This is a genomic window from Candidatus Agathobaculum pullicola (genome assembly GCF_052117205.1).
Taxonomy (GTDB): domain Bacteria; phylum Bacillota; class Clostridia; order Oscillospirales; family Butyricicoccaceae; genus Agathobaculum; species Agathobaculum pullicola.
In genome coordinates this window covers 1-2,488 of the sequence record NZ_JBQKJP010000087.1, presented here as the reverse complement: position 1 = coordinate 2,488, position 2,488 = coordinate 1, and the positions used below count along the sequence as shown (strand labels likewise).

Annotated in this window: 2 protein-coding genes and 1 pseudogene; 1 reads left to right on the top strand and 2 read right to left on the bottom strand. The window is 44.4% G+C overall.

Going from position 1 to position 2,488, the window contains the following annotated elements; all coding sequences use genetic code 11:
* Positions 1-143: 143 nt before the first annotated feature.
* Positions 144-596: a hypothetical protein gene (locus ACTQ3V_RS15400; protein ID WP_441468268.1), complete on the top strand. Its 453-nt coding sequence runs from the start codon at positions 144-146 to the stop codon at positions 594-596.
* Positions 597-1,196: 600 nt separating this feature from the next.
* Here the strand turns inward: ACTQ3V_RS15400 and ACTQ3V_RS15395 are convergent.
* Together ACTQ3V_RS15395 and ACTQ3V_RS15390 are read right to left on the bottom strand one after the other, a co-directional pair.
* Positions 1,197-2,211: pseudogene (locus tag ACTQ3V_RS15395) on the bottom strand (IS256 family transposase).
* 64 nt (positions 2,212-2,275) lie between these two features.
* Positions 2,276-2,488 (bottom strand): IS3 family transposase (locus ACTQ3V_RS15390; RefSeq protein ID WP_441468267.1); only part of this gene is annotated, 213 nt, incomplete at its 5' end.

Below are 2,488 nucleotides of genomic sequence, written 5' to 3'. Positions count from 1 at the left end.
CGCCAAGCAGCTCGCTATCCATAATCGCCACTCCAACAACTTTCCCATGAGGCCTCTAGGTTGGTTTTCTCCCTTAGAGTTCTCTGTCCAATATGTTTGACAAACCTACACATGAAAGCCGCAGATATAAGGAGGCAAATACTATGGCCCAACAAAACGAAATATTGCTCAAGGAAATAGACTTGATTCAATCGTGCATCAACCGTATGGCTCAAAATTCTTTTGTTGTAAAAGGATGGACAATTACATTGGTTGCAGTTGTACTTGCATTACTACCAGAAAGAGTAGATATGCAGATGCTATCTATAATAGGCGTACTTGCAACTTTATGTTTCTGGTATTTAGATGCCTTTTTTTTGAAAATGGAACTGCTTTATCGCTGGAAGTATGAATGGGTAATAGAAAACCGAACAAACAGCGATAAGTTTTATTATGATTTAAATCCATATAATGAAAAAATGTGGTTACTCGATAATGATAAGAAATCTCGTAAAGAACCATGTGTTTTCCAAATTATGTTTACAAAAACTCTAATTCCAATCTATATTCCCATGGTGCTAATTTCAATTTCATTTTTTATCAAATCTCTTCACTAAAGTATGTAAAATAGACTATTGGGGGTATCCGCCTATGGGAAACAAAATTTTGTATCGTACGAATATAAAGAAGGAGATGTTAGACCCCCTCCCGGGAGTCGAACATTTTACACGGCGCAGGGACTATGTTGATTATATAGAGTCGACTATACCACCAAAAACGGATCATATATATAAGAGAGAAGATAATGAGGAAGACTTGTCAAACAAAAGCGATAATTATATATGGAGTCAACTAAAGGATAAAATTTATAACAGCACACTGAGGATCGTTTTAATATCACCTAACATGAAAATCCCGGATCAAGGCAACGGTCACAGTGGATTCCATGGGAAATTGAATATTCCCTTCGTGAAACTTCGAGAAATGATCGAACCAGTCATAGCAATGCTATATTAGCAGTAGTATTACCAGATAACATAGGGTCAATCTAAAATTTCGTGTAAACTCTGTTTTGGTCCGAATAGAGCAAAATTTATTCAGGGCGGTAGCCGGGGAAAATCCGGCTGCCGCCTTTTTAACAACATAACGTTGGTAGGGCCGGAAGTCAAGGGCGGTGGAGCCGTTTACCTTGTTCTTGACATCCGGCTACGGCGGTGTTACTCGGGCATACGCTCGGCAAAGTAGACGGACATATGGGCGTGGATCAGGCTCCAGTCTTGCCGCCATCCAGTCCATTTTTTCGTAATATCTATCATAGCCAGATACAGCATTTTCAGCAGGCTTTCATCGGTGGGAAAGACCGACTTGGCCTTGGTCACCTTGCGTAACTGGCGGTTAAAACCCTCGATGGCATTGGTGGTATGAATCAGCCTGCGCACCTCCTGCGGGTATTTGAAATAGGTGCTGAGATTGGCCCAGTTAGCCCTTCAGGACTGGGAGATTTTCGGATATTTCTTGTCCCAACGCTCCCCAAAGATGTCCAGAGCATCCAGGACTGCCTACTCGTTTACAGCGGCATAGACCGTCTTCAAGTCGGCCATAAGGGACTTCAGGTCCTTGTAGGACACATACCTGCTGGAATTGCACAGCTGGTGGATGATGCAGTTCTCGATCTCAGTCTGTGGGAAGGTGGTGTGGATCGCTGCATCAAATCCCGCCAAATTGTTGATGCAGGCAATGAAAATATCCTCTACGCTGCGGACATGATAGTGGATTGCATCCAGAAATACTACGGCGTAGATGGGCCACAAAGTCCGTTGCTGCCACTCTTTGGCGATGGGCAGAATTTTGTCTGTGATTCGGCTGACCGTGCTGTCCGAGACGGAAATGCCGTAGATGTCTTGAATGTGAGCTTCAATATCGCTGGTGGTCATACCCTTGGCGTACATGGACAGGATTTTCTCCTCAATGTCCTGGCGATGCTGGTCTGGTTCTTTTTCAGCACCTGGGGCTCAAATTCCCCCTTCCGGTCTCGGGGAATCGACACATCCACTTCACCAAAGCCTTGCCACTGTGCCCGTTGCGGCTGTTATCTGTGGCCTTGTTCCTGTAGTCGTATTTGCTGTAGCCCAGCTCGTCATCCGGCTTTGCTTCCAGACCATTCTCCATGAACTCAGCAATGGTCTCTTTGAATGGATTCTGGATGTCATCCATGCTGCCGATATTTGCCATCTGCAGCAGCTCACGGTTCTTCTCTCGACGGGCATTTGATAAGGGGGGCGGACATTTTATTGGACTAAATGGCAATCCCCATTTTACTTCTGAATTCTGCCGGGCTCAATCCACCGAGAGATAGCTTAATTCGCTCATCCCGATACCAAAGCATGTACGCTTCAATTTGGAGTGATACAATAAAACCGCACACCCAAGGTGATATAATGAATTCAAGAAAGGGTGTCATAGATGGGGCAGAAATACACGGAAGAATATAAAGCCGATGTGCTGAAAC

Bases quoted from the DNA above. Each gene is read 5' to 3' on its own strand.
- ACTQ3V_RS15400 (WP_441468268.1), top strand. From the start codon at position 144: ATGGCCCAACAAAACGAAATATTGCTCAAGGAAATAGACTTGATTCAA.